Genomic DNA, 20,039 nt, shown 5'->3' with positions numbered 1-20,039 from the left:
TGTTCTCCCTCCAACCCCGTGCAAGCTCTGACATCGAGCGCCGGGATGCCTAGTTCAGGATCGTTCGTGCCCTTGTCTTCTCTAGACCAACTGGTCGCTCGCGCCTGGCGCCGAACCGAGTCGGTGCTCCAGCGCCACCCGCGCCGGCTGACCGCCGTGGTGGTGGCCGCGCTGACCAGCGCTGGCGTCACCGCCTTCGCGATCGCGCCGCTGGCGCCCGATGCGGCCGACCTGCCGCGCCGCCTCATCTCGGAATCGATCGCCCCGGCCGCGCTCGACGCACAGCTCAAGGCACTCGAGGAGTTCTCTCCTGAGCTCTATCGCAGCGACCTGACCCGCAGCAGCGACACCGCCGATGCGCTTCTGCGCCGACTCGGCATCGACGACACCGAGGCCGCCGCCTTCCTGCGCAGCGACCCGACGGCGAGGACGATCCTCGAGGGTCGCCCCGGCAAGATGAGCAAGGCGCTGACCGCCAACGGCCGCCTACAGGAACTCACCGTGCGCGCCCCGGCCGCGAGCGCCGCGCAGCAGGGCAGCCACTTCACCCGCATCAGCGTGCGCCGCGCGGCCGACGGGCAGTTCACCGCGCTCAGCGAGCAGGTACCGCTGGCGGCCGAGGTGCGGCTTGGTTCCGGCACCATCCTGAGCACGCTGTTCGCCGCCGCCGACGAGTCGCGCCTGCCCGACGGCATCACCTCCCAGTTGGCCGAGTTGTTCAGCACCGACATCGATTTCCGCCGCGAACTCAAGCGTGGCGACACCTTCTCGGTGCTCTACGAGGCGCTCACCGCCGACGGCGAGCCGATCACCTGGGGCTCGTCCTCCTCGGGCCGGCTGCTGGCGGCGCAGTTCGTCAACAACGGCAAGCGCTACGACGCGGTCTGGTTCCAGGAGCCGGGCAGCAAGGGCGGCTACTTCAGCCTCGACGGGAGCAGCAAGAGCCGCGCGTTCCTGGCATCCCCGATGGCCTTCTCGCGGGTCAGCTCGGGCTTTGCGATGCGCTTCCACCCGGTGCTGCAGAGCTGGCGCCGGCACCTGGGCGTCGACTACCCTGCACCCACGGGCACCCCGGTGCGCGCGGTCGGCGATGGCATCGTCACCTTCTCCGGCTGGCAGAACGGCTATGGCAACGTGGTGATCGTGCAGCATGCGGGCGGCCGCGAAACGCGCTACGCCCACCTTTCGCGCATCGACGCCCGCCGTGGCGCCCGCGTCGATCAAGGCCAGTCGCTTGGTGCGGTCGGCGCCACCGGCTGGGCCACCGGGCCGCATCTTCACTTCGAGTTCCTCGTCAACGATCGCCATGTCGATCCGGTGACGATGGCGCGCAGCTCGGAATCGGTCACCGTCTCGACCGCCGCGCGCGCCCGCTTTACCGAGACGGCGCAGACCGCCAGCGCCCAGTTGGCCGCCGCGCCGGCGGCGATCGGCGCCCGCTTCGAGTAAGCGCGGGCGGCGTCGCACGGTGGGCGGCGTCGGCTCGACGACCATCGGACTGATGTCCGGCACCTCGACCGATGGCGTCGACGGTGTGCTGGTGCGCTGGTCGGCCGACGACCGACCCGAGGTCCTGGCCCATGTCCAGCACGCCTTCGATCCGGCATTGCGCGCCGAACTACTGGCGCTCAACAGCCCCGGCGAGAACGAACTGCATCGCGCCGCGCTGGCGGCCAACGCGCTGACCGAGGCCTATGCGCGGACCGTCGACGCGTTGCTGGCAGACAGCGGCGTGGCTGGCGCCGAGGTGCAGGCGGTCGGCGCCCACGGCCAGACCGTTAGGCACCGACCAGGCGCCTTCGACGGCACCGGCTACACCCTGCAGCTCAACGCGCCCGCGCTGCTGGCCGAGCGTTGCGGCATCGACGTGGTGGCCGACTTTCGCAGCCGCGACCTGGCCGCCGGAGGCCAGGCGGCGCCGCTGGTGCCGGTGGTGCATCGGGCGCTGTTCGCGCGACCGGGTCGCGACATTGCCGTGCTCAACCTCGGCGGCATCGCCAACCTGAGCCTGCTGCACGCCGACGGCCGCCTGAGCGGCTTCGACACCGGCCCGGCCAACGTGCTGATGGATCTGTGGATCGAGCGCACGCGCGGCCTGCCCTATGACGCGGACGGCGCGTGGGCCGCGCAGGGCAAGGTGCTGCCGACGCTGCTGGCCGACGCCTTGTGCGAACCCTACTTTGCCGCGCCGGCGCCCAAGAGCACCGGCCGCGACCTGTTCCACGCCGACTGGCTCGAGCGCCTGCTGGCACGCCACCCGGGCGTGGCCGCGGCGGACGTGCAGAGCACCCTGTGCGAGCTCACTGTGCGCAGCGTCGCCCAGGCGCTGGCGGCGTCGATGCCCTCGGCCGCGGAATTGCTGGTCTGCGGCGGCGGTGCGCTGAACGGCGAGCTGATGCGTCGGCTGGGGGCGGCGCTGCCCGCCGTGACGGTGCTGTCTACCGCCGGGCGTGGCCTGCCGCCGCTGCAGGTGGAGGCCGTGGCCTTCGCCTGGCTGGCGCGCGCGCATCTCTCACGGGTAGCTGGCAACGAGCCGGCGGTGACCGGCGCGCGTGGCGCGCGGGTGCTCGGCGCGCTCTACCCGGCGTGAAAAAGCCGCCCTCGGGCGGCTTGTCAGCGGGTGATCCGGACGATCAGGCCGAGAACGAGGACCCGCAACCGCAAGTCGTCGTCGCGTTCGGGTTCTTGATGACGAACTGCGCGCCTTCGAGGTCTTCCTTGTAGTCGATCTCGGCGCCGCTCAGGTACTGCAGGCTCATCGCATCGATCAGCAGCGTGACGCCGTTCTTGGCCATCTGCGTGTCGTCCTCGTTGACGATCTCGTCGAAGGTGAAACCGTACTGGAAGCCGGAACAGCCGCCGCCCTGCACGAACACGCGCAGCTTCAGCTCCGGGTTGCCTTCCTCGTCGACCAGCTGCCTGACCTTGTCGGCGGCGCTGTCGGTGAACAGGATCGGCGGGGGCGGGATGTCGTTGCCGCCAACGGCAACCTTGTTCTCAGCGACGGCACTCATCGTCTTTCTCCTTCAGCGGCGCGGCCGGAAGCCGCGATCCATGCCCTGATTGTCGCAGTTGCCGCCGCCGCGTGCGCTCAACCGTTGTTTGAGGCCAGTTTGAGTGCGGGCATTTCCTGCTCTACAGGCGCATCGAGCGGTCGCAACTCGCCGTGGACCTGCGCGCCCTGGTGCATCTCCAGCGTCAGGTAGCGCACATCGCCTTCGATCCTGGCCTTGGGCTGGAGTTCGAGCAACTGCTCGCACTCGAGCGGCCCGCGCACGGTGCCGTTGACGATCACGTGCGCGGCGTGCACGCGCCCGGTGATCGAGGCCTTCTCGCCGATCACGAGCAGGCTGCGGCCGGCACCGGTGGCGATCACGTCGCCCAGCACCTCGCCGTCGATGCGCAGGCCGTCGCTGAAGCGCACCTCGCCCTCGATCACGGTGCCCTCGCCGATCAGCGTGCGTATCGGCGGTTGTTTATTGCGATTGATTCCGAACATCGACGTCCCTTCCTTGTTGTTGATACTCGCGCCGTCAAAGCTTCAGGCTCTGCTGTGCCCGCACGCCGCCGTCGGCGTCGACGAAGCGGACTTCCACGCTCTGCACGACCGCCTGCGGCGGGAAGTCGACCTCGCCTTCCACCCGCTGGTACTGCCGGAAACGGATGGGGCGCGCGCCGCCGGCCACCGCCTGCGTCCAGCCCTTGCCGTCCAGCTGCCCGCTCAGCGCCAGTTCATAGCGGCCCTGGAAGTCGGCCGGCGCCCGGCTGCCCTGCATGACCAGCAACTGGTAGCGCAGACGTCCGGCCACCGGCACCTCGGCCTGCATGCCGCGCACCGCCAGGGCCTCCTTACCGCCGAGTGGCAGCAGGCGCTCGAAGAAGCCCAGATCGGCCTTCAACGTCAGGTTATCGCTCTGCAGCAAGCGCACCTGGGCCGCCAGGCTGTCCTGGGTGGCGCGCTCGGCCTTGAGCAGGCTGTCGGCGGTGTTGGCGATGCCCTGCGCGCGGTCGCGCTCGAGCCGCGTCTGGGCGAGTTCCTCCTGGGTCGCGGCCAGCTGCTGCTTCAGGTTGCCGTCGAGGCCGGCGATCTCGCGTCCGAACTCGAAGGCCCACAGCGCGAGCGCCGCCGAGAAGCCGAGCATCAGCGCCAGTGCCGCCCAGCGCAGCGGCCACGACAGGTGGCTGCGCACGGTCATGCGCGGGGCGCTGACCGACAGACGACGACGAAGCAACTTCAGACGCATGGGACGGGACGAGAAGACAATCCCTGAATTCTTGTCGTTGGGAAACGAAAAGGCCACCCGGAGGTGGCCTGATCTTGGCAACAAGCGGTGAGGATCGATGCAGAACGGCAATAAGCCGCTCCGATCCTCCTGCTCGTATCAGCGCTTGCTGAACTGCTTGCGACGACGGGCGCCGTGCAGGCCGACCTTCTTGCGCTCCACTTCGCGCGCGTCACGCGTCACGAAGCCGGCGCGGCGCAGTTCGGGGCGCAGCGTCTCGTCATAGTCGATCAGCGCGCGCGTCACGCCATGGCGCACCGCGCCGGCCTGACCCGATTCGCCACCACCGTGGACGTTGACCTTGATGTCGAAGGCTTCGACGTTGTTCGTGAGGAACAACGGCTGCTTGACAATCATGATCGAGGTCTGGCGGCCGAAATACTGGTCGACGGGCTTGCCGTTGACCACGATCTGGCCGGTGCCGCGCTTGATGAAGACACGGGCCACCGACGATTTGCGGCGGCCAGTGCCGTAGTTCCAATTACCGATCATCGCGGCTCCTTAGATCTCGAGCACTTTGGGCTGCTGAGCGGTATGCGGGTGCTCGGCACCGGCATAGACCTTCAGCTTCTTGACCATGGCGTAACCCAGCGGACCCTTCGGCAGCATGCCCTTGACAGCCTTCTCGAGCGCACGGCCCGGATGCTTGGCTTGCATGTCCTTGAACTTGGTCGCGTAGATGCCGCCCGGGAATCCCGAGTGACGGTAGTAGATCTTGTCGTTGGCCTTGTTGCCGGTGACACGCAGCTTGTCTGCGTTGACGATGACGATGAAGTCACCGGTATCGACGTGAGGCGTATAGATTGGCTTGTGCTTGCCACGCAGACGGAGAGCGACTTCGCTGGCCACTCGTCCGAGCACCTTGTCGGTGGCATCGATCACAAACCACTCGTGCGTCACTTCGGCCGCTTTGGCGCTGAAGGTTTTCATGACGTTCCTTGAGTGGATCCTGGCTCGAACTTCCGCGGTCGGTACCTCTTGTCGGGTCGCGCTCACCACCTTGCGGTAGCGGCGCGAATCGAGGCCTCTTAGGCGGACTTGCACCGGCGGTCGGGGCCGAAAGCGCAGACTTTCCCGGAGCCAATTGGCGGGAAAGCCCTCGATCATACAGCAAGTACCAGTGCTGGCGCAGGCCGCTAGGGGCGGCGCCCCAACGGCAACCCGGCGCACTAGGCCCGAGTCTCCAATGGTTATTAGGGTTTGCCCCTATCATTCACCCATGGGCTACCCCGGCGACTTCCTCAACCGCTTCGGCCAACAGGCCGATCGACACGCTCGCCCCGGCGACCCGGCGCAACCACGCCCGCCGCGGTTCAGCTGGGTGCCGATCCGCTCGCTGGCGGCGCGGCACCGCGACCGCATCGAGGCGCACCTAGTGGCGCTGGAGCCCGGCGACCGCTACCTGCGCTTCGGCTTCCCGGCCAGCGACGAGCAGATCCGGCAGTACGTCCAGGGCATCCGCTTCGACCGCGACGAGGTCTTCGGCATCTTCAACCGTCGCCTGCAGCTGATCGCGATGGCGCACCTGGCCTACGAGCCGGTGGCGCAGCAACTGCCCGGCCGGCCGACGATGGTCGAGTTCGGCGTCTCGGTGCTGGAGTCGGCCCGCGGCCGCGGCTACGGTGCCCGCCTGTTCGACCATGCGGTGATGCATGCGCGCAATCGTGGCATCGACAGCCTCTACATCCACGCGCTCAGCGAGAACCACGCGATGCTGCGGATCGCCCGCAACGCCGGCGCCAAGGTCGAGCGCGACGGCGGTGAGTCGCAGGCCTGGTTGAAGCTCGAACCCGACACCATAGGCAGCCAGATGGAGGCGATGGTCGAGGCCCACGCGGCCGAGATGAACTACCAGCTCAAGCGCCAGGCGCTGCGGCTGGAGGAGTTCATCGACGGCATGCAGGAGCTCAAGCAGCAGATCGGCCGCCGCGGCCCGGGCTCGCAGTAGCGCCAAAGTCCTGCCAGCACCTCGCCGGCGGTCGGCATGCGAGCATCGGGGATGACCCCAGATGCACCCGCGGCCGCGACAGCCGGCGCGCCCTTCTCCGAGCTCACGCCACACCGCAGCCTCGACCTGCTCGACGCCGTCGGCCAGCGCACCGATGGCCGCCTGCTGCAGCTCAACTCCTACGAGAACCGGGTCGTGCTCGCGATGCTCGAAGGCGGCGACGCCGTGGTCGCCAAGTTCTATCGACCCGGACGCTGGTCCGACGAGCAGATCCTCGAGGAACACGGCTTCGCGCGCGAGCTCGCCGAGGCCGAGATTCCGGTGGTGGCGCCGCTGGTGCTGGAGTCGACACCGGTGGCCGGCATCGAGCTCGACCTGCTCGGGCATCCGCCGACCCTGGCCCGGGTCGGCGCGATGCGCTACTCGGTCAGCCCGCGCCGGGCCGGCCGCGCCCCGGAACTCGACGACCCGGAGACGCTGACCTGGATCGGCCGCTTCCTTGGCCGCATCCACGCGATCGGCCGCCGCGCACCGTTCCGCCACCGCCGCCGCCTCGACATCGACAGCCTCGGCCATGGCGCGGTGTCGACACTCGTGCAGGCCGACCTGCTCGGCCCCGAGCACCGCGAGCGCTGGCTGCGTGCCGCAACCGAGGTGCTGAAGATCGTGGCCCGGCGCTTCGAGGCCGTCGACGGCCTGCGCTGGCAGCGCGTGCACGGCGATTGCCACCCAGGCAACCTGCTGTGGAGCGCCACCGGCCCGCATTTCGTGGACCTGGACGACTGCGGCACCGGCGTCGCCGTGCACGACTTCTGGATGCTGCTGAGCGGCGACCCGGCCGCCGAGCGGATCCAGCTGGCTTGCCTGCTCGAAGGCTACGAGGACTTCTGCGACTTCGACCGACGCGAGTTGCAACTGGTCGAACCGTTGCGGGCGCTGCGCATGCTCCACCACAGCGCCTGGATCGCCCAGCGCTGGAGCGACCCGGCGTTCCCGGTGGCGTTCCCGTGGTTCGGCAGCGGCGCCTACTGGGAGCAGCAGGTCTCCCAGTTGCACGAACAGCTGCAGCGCCTGGCCGACGGGTAGCGACTCAGCCGACCAGCAACAGGTTGAGTCGCCGCACGAAGGCCGCCGGGTCCTCGAGCTGCCCGCCTTCGGCGAGCACGGCCTGGTCGAAGAGAAGCTGGGCCAGGTCCTCGAAACGCGCCTCCTCGGATGCAAGCCGCTTGACCAGCGCGTGTTCCGGGTTGATCTCGAGCACCGGCCGCGCCCGCTCGGCATCTTCAGGCCGCAGCTGCCCGGCCTGCTTGAGCAGGCGCGCCAGATGGCCGCTGATCTCGCCCTCCTCGGCCACGAGGCAGGCCGGCGACTCGACCAGGCGCGCCGTCACCCGCACATCCTTGGCCCGATCCTTCAGCACGCCGCGCAGGCGCTCGAGCACCGGCTGCAACTCGCTGCCGGCGGCCTCGGCCGCGGCCTTCTCGGCCTCGTCCTGCAGGGCGCCGAGGTCGACCGCGCCCTTGGCCACGCTCTTGATCGGCTTGCCTTCGAACTCGGTGAGGTGACTCAGCAGCCACTCGTCGACGCGGTCGCTGAGCAGCAGCACCTCGATGCCCTTCTTGCGGAACAGCTCGAGCTGCGGGCTCGACCTCGCGGCCGCCAGCGACTCGGCCGTCAGCACGTAGATCGCCTCCTGCCCTTCCTTCATGCGCGCCAGCACATCGGCCAGCGCGGTCGGCTCGGTCTGCGTGGTCGACTCGAAGCGCAGCAGCTTCGCGAGCCGCTCGCGGTTGCCGAAGTCCTCGCCGACGCCCTCCTTGAGCACCGCGCCGAACTCGCGCCAGAAGCCGAGGTACTTCTCGGGCGCGTTCTGCGCCAGGTCCTCGAGCATCGACAGCACGCGCTTGGTGCAGCCCTCGCGGATCAACCGCACGTCGCGGCTTTCCTGCAGCAGCTCGCGCGAGACGTTCAGCGGCAGGTCGTTGGAGTCGACCACGCCGCGCACGAAGCGCAGGTAGGCCGGCAGCAGCGCCTGCGCGTCGTCCATGATGAAGACGCGCCGCACGTAGAGCTTGACGCCGGTCGCGCGATCGCGGTTCCACAGATCGTGCGGCGCGCTGGCCGGCAGGTAGAGCAGCTGGGTGTACTCGCTGCGGCCCTCGACCCGGTTGTGGCTGTAGGCCAGCGGCGGTTGCGAGTCGTGCGTCAGGGCCTCGTAGAAGGCGTGGTACTGCTCCTCGCTGATCTCGTTCTTGCTGCGCGTCCACAGCGCCGAGGCCGCGTTCAGCGTTTCCCACTCGTCGCTCTGGCGCATCGCGCCGGCGTCTTGGTCCCAAACCTCCTTGCGCATCTCGATCGGCAGCGCGATGTGGTCGGAATACTTGGTCACCAGCGAGCCAAGTCGCCAGCGATCCAGGTACTCGGCGGCGTCCTCGCGCAGGTGCAGGATCACGTCGGTGCCGCGCGCGGCGCGTTCGATCGAGTCGACCTCGAAAGCGCCACTACCGTCGCTGCTCCAGCGCACGCCCTCGGCCGCGCCAAGGCCGGCGCGACGCGACTCGACGGTGATGCGGTCGGCCACGATGAAGCCCGAGTAGAAGCCGACGCCGAACTGGCCGATTAACTGCGCGTCCTTCTGCTGGTCGCCGCTGAGCGCGCTCATGAATTCGCGCGTGCCGCTCTTGGCGATCGTGCCCAGATGGCTCACCGCCTCCTCGGCGCTCATGCCGATGCCGTTGTCGCTGACCGTCAGCGTCCTGGCCTCGCGGTCCACGGCGAGCCGGATCGCCAGCGGCGCGCCGCCCTCCATCAGCGTGGCGTCGGCCAGCGCCTCGAAGCGCAGCTTGTCGCAGGCGTCCGAGGCGTTGGAGATCAGTTCGCGCAGGAAGATCTCCTTGTTGGAGTAGAGCGCGTGGGTGACCAGGTGCAGCAACTGCTGCACCTCGGCCTGGAAGGGCAGGGTTTGTTTTTCCATGATGCTCGGATCGCTAAAGTCTGGCCGGTGGCCGGCGCCGCCGGGCAGCGATTGTGGCGTGGCACCGCCGGCCGGGGACTTGGGGCGCGTGGCGCCGCTTTCAAGCCCCAGGATCGACGTGTCGGCAACTGCGACCGAAGCCCATGTTCGGCATCCATCGGTAAGGACGCGCGCCTGCGATAAACGAGGGGCTCAATCTGCAATCCTCAGGGTTCACACTGCGCCCGCCACCATCCGAACCGCCAACCCATGCCAGATCCGACCCCAACCCTGCCGTGGCTGCTCGAACTGCTGCGCGGCGCCGACCCGGTGCTCGGCCTGGCGCTGCTGGTCATCGTCGCGGTCGTTGCCGGCGAGGTGCTGCACCGATCGACGCGCCTGCCGCGCGTCTGCGGGCAGATGCTGGTCGGCGCCCTGGCCAGCCCGCTGGCCTTGCGCCTGCTCGAGCGCAGCGACCTCGATCCCTGGAAGCCACTGCTCGACCTCGCGGTCGGGGTACTGGTGTTCGAGCTCGGCAGCCGGGTGCGCCCGCGCTGGCTGGTCGACAACCCGGGCCTGGCACTGCAGTCGCTGGCCGAGGCGCTGTTCGCGGCCGTCGCGGTGTGGGCCGTGCTGGCCTGGCTCGGCGTCGGCCACACGGCGGCCGCGCTCGCCGGTGCGGTCGCGATGGCCACTTCGCCGGTGATCACGATGGCGGTGCTGCACGAGGCGCAGCCGCGCGGCCAGGTCACCGAGCGCTTGCTGATGCTGACCGCACTGAACAGCGTGCTGGCGGTGCTGGCGGTCAAGCTGTGGCAGCTGCTGGCCAGCGCGACCGGCAGCGCCGGCGTCGGCAGCGAGGCACTGGCCGCACTCGTCAACATGGTCGTCGTGCTCGCCGGCTCCTTCCTGCTCGGCGCGGGCGCCGGTTTTGCCCTGGCCTGGCTGACCCGCCCGACGCGCGACGCTGCCTCCGGCGTGGTGCTGCAGCTGGCGCTGATCGTCATCGCCGCGCTGCTGGCTGTGCAGTGGACGCTGTCGCCGCTGCTGACCTTGCTGGTGGCGGGCACGGTGGCGCGCGCGCGCATGGGCCACCGGCTCAGCGTGTTGCCCCAGCTCGGCAGCGCCGGCGCCGCACTGGCCGTGCTGCTGTTCGTCAGCATCGGCCTGCTCGCCACGCTCGACGGCCTGGCGCAGGTCTGGCCGCTGGTGCTGGCGATGATCGGTGCGCGGCTGCTCGGCAAGGGGGCCGCGGTGTTCGCCTTCTCGCGCGTCAGCGGCCTGGGCTGGCGCCAGGCGCTGGCGCTGACGCTGGCGCTGCAGCCGATGGCGCAGACCGCACTGCTGCTGAGCTCGAGCACCTACGGCTGGCCGGCCGGCGCGCCGGCGATCGACGCCGGCGTCTGGCAGGCGCTGCTGATCGCCTCGACCCTGCTGCAGCTCGCCGGCCCGGTCATCACCCAGTTCGCCCTGCACCGCGTGGCGGGCGAGGCAACTCAACAGCCAAGGAGCTGAGGCCATGCCGCTGCAGGACTTCAGCCACTCCGAGCCGCTGACGATGGGGGTCGAGCTCGAACTGCAGATCCTCTCGACCCACGACTTCGACCTAGCGCCCCAGGCGGTCGACCTTTTGCGCGAGACGGCACGCCACAGTGGCGCCTGGGACATCAAGCCCGAGATCACGCGCAGCATGATCGAGATCGGCAGCTCGATCCAGCACCAGCACGGCCCGCTGCTGGCCGAGCTGCTCGACATGCGCGGCCAGCTCGCCCACGCCGCGCGCCGGCTCAACGTCGCCATCGCCGGCGGCGGCACCCATGCCTTCCAGCACTGGAGCCAGCAGCAGATCTATCCCGGCGAGCGCTTCCAGTACATCAGCGAGCTCTACGGCTACCTCGCCAAGCAGTTCACCGTGTTCGGCCAGCATGTGCACATCGGCTGCGCCGATGGCGACCGGGCGCTGTGGCTGCTGCACGCGCTGAGCCGCTACGTGCCGCACTTCATCGCGCTGTCGGCCTCCTCGCCCTTCGTGCAGGGCCAGGACACCGGCTTCGACTCGGCGCGGCTGAACTCGGTGTTCGCGTTCCCGCTCTCGGGCCGGGCGCCGTTCACCACCAGCTGGGCCGAGTTCGGCGTCTACTTCGACAAGATGAGCGCCACCGGCGTGGTGCAGTCGATGAAGGACTTCTACTGGGACATCCGGCCCAAGCCCGAGTACGGCACCATCGAACTGCGCGTCTGCGACACGCCGCTGTCGGTGCACAAGGCGGCAGCGCTCGCCGCCTACCTCCAGTGCCTGTGCCGGCAGCTCAGCCTGGAGCGGCCCTTCGAGCCGGCCGAGGACGACTACCTCGTCTACACCTTCAACCGCTTCCAGGCCTGCCGCTTCGGCCTCGAGGGCGAGGTCGTCGACCCCAAGACCAAGCAGCGCCAGCGGCTGCGCGACGACATCCTGCGCACCCTCTCGCGGCTCGACGAACATGCGCTCGACCTCGGCGCGGTCGACGCGCTGCAGGGCCTGCGCGACACGCTGTTCGACGGCAACGACGCGCGCTGGTTGCGCCAGTGCCGCGCCGGCGGCGAGCCGTTGCGCGCGGTGATGGAGCAGTCGGCGCAGCGCTGGATGAGCGCCTGAAGCCCCAGGCCGGACAGGCGCGCCCGGGCCGCCTATGCTGCAGCGGCCCAACGGAGAACGCTCGATGAAGACCACCCGCCTCGGCCGCAGCGGCCTCGTCGTTTCGCGCCTGGCCCTGGGCATGATGAGCTACGGCACGCCGCGCTGGCGGCCGTGGGTGCTCGACGAGGCGGCGAGCCGCCCGGTGGTGCAACGCGCGGTCGAGCTTGGCATCAACTTCTTCGACAGCGCCGACATGTACTCGGCCGGCGAGAGCGAGATCCTGACCGGCCGCTTCGTGCGCGAGTTCTGCCGGCGCGAGGAGGTCGTCATCGCGACCAAGCTCTTCTTCCCGGTCAGCCTCGACTACAAGGGCGACAGCCGCGGCTTCCCGCCCAACAGCCACGGCCTCGGTCGCAAGCGCATCTTCCACGCGATCGATGCCTCGCTGCAGCGGCTGGATACCGACTACATCGACCTCTGGCAGATCCATCGCTTCGACCCGCACACGCCGGTCGAGGAGACGATGGAAGCGCTGCACGAGGTGGTCAAGGCCGGCAAGGTGCGCTACCTCGGCGCGAGTTCGATGTGGGCTTGGCAGTTCGCCCGGATGCAGGAGGCAGCAGCCCGCCATGGCTGGACGCCCTTCGTCAGCATGCAGAACCACTACAACCTCGCCTACCGCGAGGAGGAGCGCGAGATGCTGCCCCTGTGCCGCAGCCAGGGCGTGGCAGTTCTGCCCTGGAGCCCGCTGGCACGCGGTTTCCTGGCCGGCAACCGCGCCGCCGGGGACCGCGAGGCCGGCGCCACCACCCGCGCCCAGAGCGACGACATCGCGCTCGGCTACTACTACCGCGCCAGCGACTTCGCCACCGTCGAGCGGCTCAAGGCGATGGCCGCGCAGCGCGGCATCAGCGCGGCCACCCTGGCCTACGCCTGGCTGCTGAACCAGCCCGGCGTGACCGCGCCGATCATCGGCACCACCAAGCTGCCGCAGCTCGACGAGGCGGCCGCCGCCGTCGAGCTGGCGCTGTCCGCCGAAGAGCTCGCCGCACTCGGCACCGGCTACGAGCCGCATCCGGTGCTCGGCCACGCCTGAGCTGTCCGTGGCCACCAAGCCGGGCGTGCCACCCGCAGCGCCCCGCTTGTGCCGCACCGGCCAAAAGCCTACGCTCCCGTTCCCCGGCCCAAGCCCCGCGGTGCTGCTCAGGAAATCTTGATGGCGACGCCGCACCACGGCGTGCCTGCAAATGGCGCGCAAGGAGACGCGTGCCATGCCATCCACCCCATTGCGTGCGCTGCCGCCCGAGGCGCTGCGCACGCTGGCTTTCATCGGGCCGGCCGCGGCCGGCAAGACCACCCTGGTCGAGGCGCTGCTGCATCGCAGCGGGGCACTCGGCGCCCCCGGCAGCGTCGAGCGCGGCAGCACCGTCAGTGACTTCGACCCGCTCGAGAAGAAACACGAGCACTCGCTGAACAGCGCCTTGGTGCACCTGCACCACCCGCTGCCCGATGGCGGCGAGGTGCGCATCCATCTGATCGACACCCCCGGGCACCCCGACTTCATCGGGCCGGCGCTGACCGCGCTCGAGGCGGTCGAGACCGCGGTGGTCGTCGTCAACGCCGGCAACGGCATCGAACCGGCCGCACGCCGCCTGATGCAGGCCGCCGCGACGCGCGGGCTGTGCCGCATGATCGTCGTCAACCGGATCGACGCCCAGGGCCTGGACCTGCCGCTGCTGATGGAGCAGTTGCGCGCCGCCTTCGGCAAGGAATGCCTGCCGCTGAACCTGCCCGCCAACGGCGGCAAGGAGGTGGTCGACTGCTTCTTCGCGCCGGCCGCCCGGCCGGGCCACGAGGCCGACTTCTCCTCGGTGGAAGAGGCGCATCGCGCGCTGGTCGAGCAGGTGGTCGAGGTCGATGCGGCCTTCGTCGAGCGCTACCTCGAGGAGGGCGACGTCGATGCCGGCGAGCTGCACGCGCCGCTCGAGCAGGCGCTGCGCGAGGGTCACCTGATCCCGGTCTGCTTCGTCTCGGCGCGCAACGGCGCCGGGCTGACCGAACTGCTCGAGGTCTTCGCGCGGCTGATGCCGAACCCGACCGAGGGCAACCCGCCGGCCTTCCTGCTCGGCGAGGGGGCCGCCGCCAAGCCGATCGAGGTGGGACCCGATCCCAAGGCGCATGTGCTGGCCCATGTGTTCAAGCTCACCGTCGACACCTACGTCGGCAAGCTCGGCATCTTCCGCATCCACCAGGGCACGGTCACGCGCGACAGCCAGCTCTACATCGGCGACGGCCGCAAACCCTTCAAGGTCGGCCACCTGTTCATGCTGCAGGGCAAGAGCCTGGTCGAGGTGCCGAGCGCCGGCCCGGGGGAGCTGTGCGCGGTCGCCAAGGTCGACGAGATCCACCTCGACGCGGTGCTGCACGACGCGGCCGAGGACGATCACATCCACCTCAAGCCGATCGAGCTGCCGGTGCCGGTGCACGGCCTGGCGCTGCTGCCCAAGCGGCCCGGCGACGAGCAGCGTCTGTGGGAGGTACTGTCCAAGCTCACGGCCGAAGACCCCTGCCTGGCGATCGAGCAATCGGCCGCGACCCACGAGACCATCGTGCGCGGCCTCGGCGACCTGCACCTGCGCCTGCTGATGGAGCGCCTGACCGAGCTGCATCGCTTCGAGGTCGATACCAAGCCGCCGCGCATCGCCTACCGCGAGACGGTGACCGCCAATGCCGAAGGCCACCATCGCCACAAGAAGCAGACCGGCGGCGCCGGCCAGTTCGGCGAGGTCTTCCTGCGCATCGAGCCGTTGGCGCGCGGCGCCGGCTTCGAGTTCGTCGACGCGGTCAAGGGCGGCGTGATCCCCGGCGCCTTCATGCCGGCGGTCGAGAAGGGCGTGCGCCTGGCGCTGGCGCAGGGCGCCTTTGCCGGCCAGCCGGTGGTCGACGTCAAGGTCATCGTCTACGACGGCAAGCACCACAGCGTCGACAGCAAGGAGATCGCCTTCGTCACCGCGGGCCGCAAGGCCTTCGTCGCCGCCGTCCAGGAGGCGCGGCCGATCGTTCTGGAGCCGATCGTCGAGGTCGAGATCGCCACGCCCGAGGCGCACATGGGCGACATCACCGGCGACCTCGCATCGCGCCGGGCCCAGGTCGCCGGCACCGACGCGTTGCAGCCGGGCTGGCTCACGGTGCGCGCACAGGCGCCGCTGGCCGAGCTGTCGAGCTACCAGTCACGCCTGAACGCAATGACCGGCGGCCAGGGTCGCTACACGCTCGCCTTCAGCCACTACGAGCAGGCGCCGCCCTCGGTCCAGCAGCAACTGGTGACGCAGTTCAAGGTGCACGACGACGAGTAGCAGCGCATCAGCGCGCTACCGGCTGCGCTGGCGGCGGCTCGTCGAGCACCGCATCGAGGGCGATGCGAACCCGCGCGCGTACCGGCTGGCCGTCGCGCGTTCCGGGCGCGAAGGGAGTGGCGGCAAAGGCGGCGCGCAGCGCCTCCTCGACCGCCGCCGCCAGCGGCGTACCGCCAAACTCCATGCGCTCGACACGACCGCTGGCATCGATGAAGAGCAGCGCATTGCTGCCGGCCGGCAGCTGATCGATCCCCATGCGCGCGCTGTCCAGCAACACCGGCTGCAACGGTTGCGGGCCGCCGTCGAGCCGTTCGCGCGGCCACCAGTCGGGCTCGGCATCGGGCACCACGGCCGAGCCCAGCGCTTCGGTCGACGCCGACTGCGGGCCCGACGCGGGCGCCGTCGAGCGAGTCGCGGCCGCGCTCGCCGCCGGCTCGGATGCGACGGGCGCGGCGACGGCCCGAGGCTGGCGGGTCGATGGCTCGCTCGCGACCAGCGCGTCGGTTGCCAGAGCGTGGCCCAGCTTCAAGACCTGCACGCGCGAGGCGGCCCTTGCCGGCACCGCTGGTTGCTCGACATCGCGTGGCGCCAGTGGCCACGCCAGCAACAGCAGATGCACCGCGATCGCCGCCGCCAGGCACAGCAGCAGCACCGGCCACCGGCGCGGGCGGCGGCCCACGCTCGTCACGCTCACACTGCGCGTGGCTTGACCAGCGCGGCCGCCTGCTTGGCGCGGGCGCGGGCACGCTCGACATCGGCGTCGAAGGCCAGCGCCACGCCCATGCGACGCTTGACGAAGCTCTCGGGCTTGCCGAACAGGCGCAGCTCGGTCTGCGGCACGCGCAGCGCGGCATCGACGCCGTCGAAGACCATGGCGCGCGCGTCGACCCCACCGTAGATCACGGCGCTCGCACCGGGGCTGGCCAGCCGGGTGTCGACCGGCAGGCCGAGGATTGCGCGCGCGTGCAGCTCGAATTCGTTCTGGCGCTGGGTGATCATCGTCACCATGCCGGTGTCGTGCGGACGCGGGCTGACCTCGCTGAACCAGACCTGGTCGCCCTTGACGAAGAGCTCGACGCCGAACAGGCCCTGGCCGCCGAGGTCGTCGGTGACCGCCTTGGCGATCTCGCGCGCGCGGCCGAGCGCGAAGCTCGACATCGGATGCGGCTGCCAGCTCTCGACATAGTCGCCGGCCACCTGCACATGGCCGATCGGATCGCAGAAGTGGGTCTCGATCTGGCCGTCCATGCCGATCGCGCGCACGGTCAGCAGCGTGATCTCGTAGTCGAAGTCGATGAAGCCCTCGACGATCACCCGCCCGGCGCCGACCCGGCCGCCGGCCATCGCGTAGTCCCAGGCCGCCTGCACGTCGGCCGGGCCGTCGATCTTGCTCTGGCCCTTGCCCGAACTGCTCATCACCGGCTTGACGACGCAGGGGTAGCCGATGCCCGGACGGCGCTCGCCGCCCTCCGCCGTCGATCCATCGATCGCCGCCTGCAACTCGGCCAGCGAGTCGCAGAAGCGGTAGGGACTGGTCGCCAGCCCGAGCGCCTCGGCGGCCAGGCGGCGGATGCCCTCGCGATCCATCGTCAGCCGCGCGGCGCGGGCGGTCGGGATCACGCGCACCACGCCGCGCTCCTCCAGGTCCTGCAGCACCGGGGTGGCGATCGCCTCGATCTCTGGCACCACCAGCAGCGGGCGCTCGGCCTCGATCAGCGCCCGCAGCTGCTCCGGATCGCTCATCGTGATCGTGCGGGCGTGGTGCGCCACCTGGTGGCCGGGTGCGTTGTCGTAGCGGTCGACGGCAATGGTCTCGACGCCGAGGCGCTGCAGCGCGATCAGCACTTCCTTGCCGAGTTCACCGCTGCCAAGCAGCATCACGCGCGTGGCCGCGGCAGACAGTGGCGTGCCCAGAGGCAGGGCGGTGGCGGGGTCGGTGGCGTTCATCGCGGCATCGCTGTTGGTCGTCGATGTCTGATTGTCCCTGCCGCCGGCCGCCGGTGCAGCAACCGGCCGACCGGAGGCGCCGCCCCGGCTACCGGCGGTCGACGCCGCGCGCCGCCGCGTCAGCAGGCCTGGTAGTTCAGGTAGCCGACCGTGCGGCCCTGGCGGTCGAGCACCCGCTCGGCGCGACCGCAGGGAATCGAGGGCGGCTGCTCGCGTGCCGGCCAGAAGACCGGGTCGCCGTCGCCGGGCAGCGTGTCGCCCAGCGCGACCCGCTCGACGGTCTCGACCTTGCGCAGGCCCAGATCGGCCACGCAGTCGTAAGCCACGCCCTCGCGATCGACCAGCCGCACGCCCGCCTTGCCGTGGTTCATCGGCCAGGCCTTGCTGACGCGCTCGGTGCTCGGCACGCCATCGACCAGACAGACGTTGATCGCCGGCAGCAGCTCGCCCAGGTGACGCGACCAGTCCTCGGACGGCTTGGCAGCGGCTCTGGCCACCGGCGCACGGGACAGGTCGATCCCGGTCTTGAGCGTGCAGCAGCCGGTCATGACACGGCCGTCGGGGTGCGAGACGACCGCCCGCCAGTCGAGCGCGGCGATCTTGTCGCCCTCGCCCATCGACGGCACGCAGGCCTCCTGGCGCGCCGTGACCACCACCGCCGGCGCGCTGCGCCGCGCCTTGGCGTCGACGCCGCGCCAGACCAGCCACGGCGGCTGCAGGAAATCCAGCGGCTTGAAGCCACCACGCAGCGTCATTTCCTTGCCGGGCTCCGACCAGGTGGCGGCGTCCGGGCCGGCCGTGATCGCGAAGAAGGGTTCGAAGCCGCGGCACTGGAGCTGCTGCACGGTCGGCGTCTCGGCGGCGGCGGCTCCGGCCGCCAGCATGCACAGGCCCAGGGCCGCGCCACCGGCGAACAGTCGACGCGCAGAAAGCGGCAAGGCAAGCGGCATGGGCGACTCCGAGCAAAGGGCCGCGTTGAATGTAGCGCGCCCGCCGCGGCCGCAGCGCCAGCGCAAGGCTCCTTTATCATCGCGCCTGCATGCCCCAAGACCTCGCCTCGATCCGACTCGCCAACGCGCTGCGCCTGTTCGACGAGTTCGTGCAGGCCACCATCAAGCATCCCGACGCCGCCACGCTGCGCGGACTCGAGGGTCGCTTCGCCGAGCGCCTGGGCATCCAGCCGAGCTACTGGAGCCAGATCAAGGCGCGCGGACGCCAGATCGGCGAGCGCCTGGCACGCCAGTTCGAGCAGGCCTGCCACAAGCCGCCGGGCTGGATGGACCATCCGCATGGCGCGGCCGAAGTGCCCGCCCGGGCACCGGCCGCGGCGGCGCCGAGTCCGCACATCGTCCCGGGCGTGCCCAGCGCCGGGCCGGTGTCGAGCGATGCGGAGAACCTGCCGCGCGACGACGATGAGCGCTTCATCGTCGGCCTGGTGCTGAGCTACTACCGGCGCCACCCGCAGCGCGCCCGCACGCGCCTGCTCGACCTGCTCGGCGAGGTGCTGAGCACGATGCCTGCTGCACCGCCGGTAGCGGCCAAGGACAAGGCGCCGGTCGACGACCAGAGCGCCTGGACCAGCGCCCAGCGCGGCATCCAGCCGCTCAAGCGCAAGAAGTGACGCCATCGGTGCCCGCCCCGGGCACCCCCAAAGCTTTGGGATGCGCGCGCGATTTGCGCCACATCCTGCGCAAAGTCGCTTGCGCAAGATCAATGTTTGTTTATCATGTGAGCAAGTCGATCGCGATGCCCAGCCAACTGCAGCAGCAGTCCCCGGCCCGCCAACGATGACGCCACCGACCAACCCTCACCGGAGCCGAAGCTCGATGCACATGCTGTTTGCCACGTCGCAAGGCATCGCCGTCTCTGGCCTCAACTCGCTGCGGATCCTTCGGGCCCCGCGCGGGCCGGACCTCCTGCACGCGCAGACCTAGAAGTCTGCGCAACGCGCACGGGGCCTCGGCCTCGCGACGGCCCGGGATGGCGAGAGCCCCCGGGCCGTCGCCGTTTGCACCCGCCATCAGTCGCCGTCGTTCACGTTCCCGAATCTGCCACTCAAGGAGTCAGCCATGAAATGGACCACCACTGCCCAACGCGGCAATCAGACGCTGAGCCTCGGCCAGCGCAAGCCGCGCAATCCCTTCGCCACGGCAGCCTCCGCCCGCAACGGCGGTCGCCACGGCACCGGCGCCCAGCGCCAGCGCGCGCGACTGGGCCTGCGCCACGAACTCGATGCCCTGCGGACGCAGGGACCCTGAATCCGGGCTGAAGCCTCGCCGGCGCAAAGGCGCCACGGCCGCAGCCAGATCGCCAAGGAAACGATCATGGTCACGATCATTCATCTCGCTCCTCGCCGCGCCAGCGGCCCGCGCCCCGGCGGTCCCGTGGTGGTGCCGACGCGGCACTCCGGTGGTGCCCTGCGCCACGCCGCAGCGCTGGCGCTGCGCAGTGCCAGTTCGTTGCTGGCCCGGATCGCGGCGCGGCTTGCCGAAGAGGCGGCTCCGCGCTCGCGCGCCGCGCCCGAACTGGAGTTCGCCGACGGCGTTCTCTATTCGGACGGCCGCTATGTCGGTCATGTGGCCGGCGTGCGGAGGCTCTAGATGAGCCACCGGCACGCCGACGAGTTCCCCTGGTTGGAGAGGATCATGAAAGCATTCGAGATGTTGTCTTCAAGCGAACGATGGGCGGGCGGCCTGATGGCCGCGGTCGCCAGCGCTGCGGTGCTGTCGTGCGCGGTTCTGCTGTTCGCCGAGGACGGGCGCACGCCCTGGCTGAGCGAAGGCTCGGCATACGCCCCCGCGGCGCAGAGCTGTCAGCAGGAGCGCTCCGGCGCTCAGCGCCACCGCTGCGTGCGCGAGGTCGTCGCGGCGGCCGTGCTCGGCGCCTCGGCGCCGGTGCTGCTGTCGCAGCGCTGAGGCGCGGCCGGCGATCGCTG

General features: G+C 70.2%; 21 protein-coding genes. 12 read left to right on the top strand and 9 right to left on the bottom strand.

The window, feature by feature from the left end; genetic code table 11:
• The first annotated feature begins 66 nt into the window (after positions 1-66).
• The gene (locus tag EV670_RS00205; protein WP_423213554.1) at positions 67-1,449 is read left to right on the top strand and encodes a M23 family metallopeptidase; all 1,383 of its coding nucleotides are present in this window, start codon (positions 67-69) and stop codon (positions 1,447-1,449) included.
• Between the two features lie 52 nt (positions 1,450-1,501).
• Complete coding sequence (locus EV670_RS00200; RefSeq protein WP_130429815.1) at positions 1,502-2,590, top strand: anhydro-N-acetylmuramic acid kinase; 1,089 nt, start codon at positions 1,502-1,504, stop codon at positions 2,588-2,590.
• Between the two features lie 43 nt (positions 2,591-2,633).
• On the opposite strand, the gene erpA is transcribed toward EV670_RS00200, so the two are convergent.
• From erpA to rplM, 5 genes are all read right to left on the bottom strand, one after another.
• Positions 2,634-3,014: an iron-sulfur cluster insertion protein ErpA gene (gene erpA / locus EV670_RS00195; RefSeq protein WP_130429814.1), complete on the bottom strand. Its 381-nt coding sequence runs from the start codon at positions 3,012-3,014 to the stop codon at positions 2,634-2,636.
• 77 nt (positions 3,015-3,091) lie between these two features.
• Positions 3,092-3,499: a bactofilin family protein gene (locus EV670_RS00190; protein ID WP_130429813.1), complete on the bottom strand. Its 408-nt coding sequence runs from the start codon at positions 3,497-3,499 to the stop codon at positions 3,092-3,094.
• A 34-nt stretch (positions 3,500-3,533) separates the two neighbouring features.
• Positions 3,534-4,196 (bottom strand): DUF6776 family protein, encoded by a 663-nt coding sequence (locus EV670_RS00185; protein ID WP_242616776.1) that lies wholly within the window; start codon positions 4,194-4,196, stop codon positions 3,534-3,536.
• Positions 4,197-4,382: 186 nt separating this feature from the next.
• On the bottom strand, positions 4,383-4,775 hold the full coding sequence (gene rpsI / locus EV670_RS00180) for a 30S ribosomal protein S9 (protein WP_130429811.1): 393 nt from the start codon (positions 4,773-4,775) through the stop codon (positions 4,383-4,385).
• Between the two features lie 9 nt (positions 4,776-4,784).
• Positions 4,785-5,213 carry a 50S ribosomal protein L13 gene (rplM, locus tag EV670_RS00175; RefSeq protein WP_130429810.1) on the bottom strand — a complete coding sequence of 143 codons (429 nt, stop codon included), beginning with the start codon at positions 5,211-5,213 and terminating at the stop codon, positions 4,785-4,787.
• Positions 5,214-5,502: 289 nt separating this feature from the next.
• Between rplM and EV670_RS00170 the strand changes: the two genes are divergently transcribed.
• Positions 5,503-6,231, top strand: a complete 729-nt coding sequence (locus EV670_RS00170; RefSeq protein WP_130429809.1) for a GNAT family N-acetyltransferase — start codon at positions 5,503-5,505, stop codon at positions 6,229-6,231.
• 51 nt (positions 6,232-6,282) lie between these two features.
• Complete coding sequence (locus EV670_RS00165) at positions 6,283-7,317, top strand: serine/threonine protein kinase (RefSeq protein ID WP_130429808.1); 1,035 nt, start codon at positions 6,283-6,285, stop codon at positions 7,315-7,317.
• 4 nt (positions 7,318-7,321) lie between these two features.
• Here EV670_RS00165 and htpG read toward each other — a convergent pair whose 3' ends face one another.
• Entirely contained in the window at positions 7,322-9,205 is a 1,884-nt protein-coding gene (htpG, locus tag EV670_RS00160; protein WP_130429807.1) for a molecular chaperone HtpG, read from the bottom strand.
• A gap of 249 nt (positions 9,206-9,454) precedes the next feature.
• Between htpG and EV670_RS00155 the strand changes: the two genes are divergently transcribed.
• The 4 genes from EV670_RS00155 to fusA all read left to right on the top strand — a co-directional run bounded on the left by EV670_RS00155 (position 9,455) and on the right by fusA (position 15,157).
• The gene (locus tag EV670_RS00155; RefSeq protein ID WP_130429806.1) at positions 9,455-10,699 is read left to right on the top strand and encodes a cation:proton antiporter; all 1,245 of its coding nucleotides are present in this window, start codon (positions 9,455-9,457) and stop codon (positions 10,697-10,699) included.
• Positions 10,700-10,703: 4 nt separating this feature from the next.
• The gene (locus EV670_RS00150) at positions 10,704-11,819 is read left to right on the top strand and encodes a YbdK family carboxylate-amine ligase (protein WP_130429805.1); all 1,116 of its coding nucleotides are present in this window, start codon (positions 10,704-10,706) and stop codon (positions 11,817-11,819) included.
• A 64-nt stretch (positions 11,820-11,883) separates the two neighbouring features.
• The gene (locus EV670_RS00145; RefSeq protein ID WP_130429804.1) at positions 11,884-12,897 is read left to right on the top strand and encodes an aldo/keto reductase; all 1,014 of its coding nucleotides are present in this window, start codon (positions 11,884-11,886) and stop codon (positions 12,895-12,897) included.
• Between the two features lie 175 nt (positions 12,898-13,072).
• Positions 13,073-15,157 (top strand): elongation factor G, encoded by a 2,085-nt coding sequence (gene fusA / locus EV670_RS00140; protein ID WP_130429803.1) that lies wholly within the window; start codon positions 13,073-13,075, stop codon positions 15,155-15,157.
• Between the two features lie 7 nt (positions 15,158-15,164).
• On the opposite strand, the gene EV670_RS00135 is transcribed toward fusA, so the two are convergent.
• From EV670_RS00135 to EV670_RS00125, 3 genes are all read right to left on the bottom strand, one after another.
• Positions 15,165-15,845 (bottom strand): hypothetical protein, encoded by a 681-nt coding sequence (locus tag EV670_RS00135; RefSeq protein ID WP_130429802.1) that lies wholly within the window; start codon positions 15,843-15,845, stop codon positions 15,165-15,167.
• A 2-nt stretch (positions 15,846-15,847) separates the two neighbouring features.
• Complete coding sequence (gene purT / locus EV670_RS00130; RefSeq protein ID WP_130429801.1) at positions 15,848-17,104, bottom strand: formate-dependent phosphoribosylglycinamide formyltransferase; 1,257 nt, start codon at positions 17,102-17,104, stop codon at positions 15,848-15,850.
• Positions 17,105-17,223: 119 nt separating this feature from the next.
• Entirely contained in the window at positions 17,224-18,054 is an 831-nt protein-coding gene (locus EV670_RS00125) for a hypothetical protein (RefSeq protein WP_130429800.1), read from the bottom strand.
• An 89-nt stretch (positions 18,055-18,143) separates the two neighbouring features.
• Between EV670_RS00125 and EV670_RS00120 the strand changes: the two genes are divergently transcribed.
• From EV670_RS00120 to EV670_RS00105, 4 genes are all read left to right on the top strand, one after another.
• Entirely contained in the window at positions 18,144-18,725 is a 582-nt protein-coding gene (locus EV670_RS00120; RefSeq protein ID WP_242616775.1) for a hypothetical protein, read from the top strand.
• Between the two features lie 448 nt (positions 18,726-19,173).
• Positions 19,174-19,362 (top strand): hypothetical protein, encoded by a 189-nt coding sequence (locus EV670_RS00115; RefSeq protein ID WP_130429799.1) that lies wholly within the window; start codon positions 19,174-19,176, stop codon positions 19,360-19,362.
• Positions 19,363-19,428: 66 nt separating this feature from the next.
• Positions 19,429-19,704, top strand: coding sequence for a hypothetical protein (locus tag EV670_RS00110; RefSeq protein ID WP_130429798.1), 276 nt, complete (start codon positions 19,429-19,431; stop codon positions 19,702-19,704).
• Positions 19,705-20,019 (top strand): hypothetical protein, encoded by a 315-nt coding sequence (locus EV670_RS00105; RefSeq protein ID WP_130429797.1) that lies wholly within the window; start codon positions 19,705-19,707, stop codon positions 20,017-20,019. It abuts the gene before it with no gap.
• Positions 20,020-20,039 lie beyond the last annotated feature (20 nt).

Origin of the sequence: Rivibacter subsaxonicus (assembly GCF_004217215.1) — a bacterium.
Lineage (GTDB): Bacteria > Pseudomonadota > Gammaproteobacteria > Burkholderiales > Burkholderiaceae_C > Rivibacter > Rivibacter subsaxonicus.
The sequence above is the reverse complement of the archived record's forward strand: the minus strand, read 5'-3'. Positions and strand labels throughout refer to the sequence as shown.

What these genes read in the sequence shown, in the direction of transcription:
- EV670_RS00200 (WP_130429815.1), top strand. Translation starts at nt 1,502, where the DNA reads ATGTCCGGCACCTCGACCGATGGCGTCGACGGTGTGCTGGTGCGCTGG.
- erpA (WP_130429814.1), bottom strand. Translation starts at nt 3,014, where the DNA reads ATGAGTGCCGTCGCTGAGAACAAGGTTGCCGTTGGCGGCAACGACATC.
- EV670_RS00190 (WP_130429813.1), bottom strand. Translation starts at nt 3,499, where the DNA reads ATGTTCGGAATCAATCGCAATAAACAACCGCCGATACGCACGCTGATC.
- EV670_RS00185 (WP_242616776.1), bottom strand. Translation starts at nt 4,196, where the DNA reads ATGACCGTGCGCAGCCACCTGTCGTGGCCGCTGCGCTGGGCGGCACTG.
- rpsI (WP_130429811.1), bottom strand. Translation starts at nt 4,775, where the DNA reads ATGATCGGTAATTGGAACTACGGCACTGGCCGCCGCAAATCGTCGGTG.
- rplM (WP_130429810.1), bottom strand. Translation starts at nt 5,213, where the DNA reads ATGAAAACCTTCAGCGCCAAAGCGGCCGAAGTGACGCACGAGTGGTTT.
- EV670_RS00170 (WP_130429809.1), top strand. Translation starts at nt 5,503, where the DNA reads ATGGGCTACCCCGGCGACTTCCTCAACCGCTTCGGCCAACAGGCCGAT.
- EV670_RS00165 (WP_130429808.1), top strand. Translation starts at nt 6,283, where the DNA reads ATGACCCCAGATGCACCCGCGGCCGCGACAGCCGGCGCGCCCTTCTCC.
- htpG (WP_130429807.1), bottom strand. Translation starts at nt 9,205, where the DNA reads ATGGAAAAACAAACCCTGCCCTTCCAGGCCGAGGTGCAGCAGTTGCTG.
- EV670_RS00155 (WP_130429806.1), top strand. Translation starts at nt 9,455, where the DNA reads ATGCCAGATCCGACCCCAACCCTGCCGTGGCTGCTCGAACTGCTGCGC.
- EV670_RS00150 (WP_130429805.1), top strand. Translation starts at nt 10,704, where the DNA reads ATGCCGCTGCAGGACTTCAGCCACTCCGAGCCGCTGACGATGGGGGTC.
- EV670_RS00145 (WP_130429804.1), top strand. Translation starts at nt 11,884, where the DNA reads ATGAAGACCACCCGCCTCGGCCGCAGCGGCCTCGTCGTTTCGCGCCTG.
- fusA (WP_130429803.1), top strand. Translation starts at nt 13,073, where the DNA reads ATGCCATCCACCCCATTGCGTGCGCTGCCGCCCGAGGCGCTGCGCACG.
- purT (WP_130429801.1), bottom strand. Translation starts at nt 17,104, where the DNA reads ATGAACGCCACCGACCCCGCCACCGCCCTGCCTCTGGGCACGCCACTG.
- EV670_RS00125 (WP_130429800.1), bottom strand. Translation starts at nt 18,054, where the DNA reads ATGCCGCTTGCCTTGCCGCTTTCTGCGCGTCGACTGTTCGCCGGTGGC.
- EV670_RS00120 (WP_242616775.1), top strand. Translation starts at nt 18,144, where the DNA reads ATGCCCCAAGACCTCGCCTCGATCCGACTCGCCAACGCGCTGCGCCTG.
- EV670_RS00115 (WP_130429799.1), top strand. Translation starts at nt 19,174, where the DNA reads ATGAAATGGACCACCACTGCCCAACGCGGCAATCAGACGCTGAGCCTC.
- EV670_RS00110 (WP_130429798.1), top strand. Translation starts at nt 19,429, where the DNA reads ATGGTCACGATCATTCATCTCGCTCCTCGCCGCGCCAGCGGCCCGCGC.
- EV670_RS00105 (WP_130429797.1), top strand. Translation starts at nt 19,705, where the DNA reads ATGAGCCACCGGCACGCCGACGAGTTCCCCTGGTTGGAGAGGATCATG.